Below are 201 nucleotides of genomic sequence, written 5' to 3' on the forward strand. Positions count from 1 at the left end.
GGTACTACGGATATGGATCCTACAAATGATCCAACAGTTACTGTTATTACACCCGATCCAAGTTTAAGTGTTATCAAAACAGTTCGTGTTGCCGGAAGTGCATTGAATGATGTTATCGAGTATAATATTGTAGTTACCAATACCGGAAATGTTACTTTAACGGATATTGAAATTACCGATGATAATGCAGATGCAGGAAGT

Annotated in this window: 1 protein-coding gene; it reads left to right on the top strand. The window is 36.8% G+C overall.

Annotated features, from left to right (window positions below):
- On the top strand, positions 1-201 hold a 201-nt coding region (locus Q0829_RS27585; RefSeq protein ID WP_298549328.1), incomplete at both ends, for a hypothetical protein.

It is taken from the genome of uncultured Aquimarina sp. (assembly GCF_947492405.1).
Classification (GTDB): Bacteria; Bacteroidota; Bacteroidia; order Flavobacteriales; family Flavobacteriaceae; genus Aquimarina.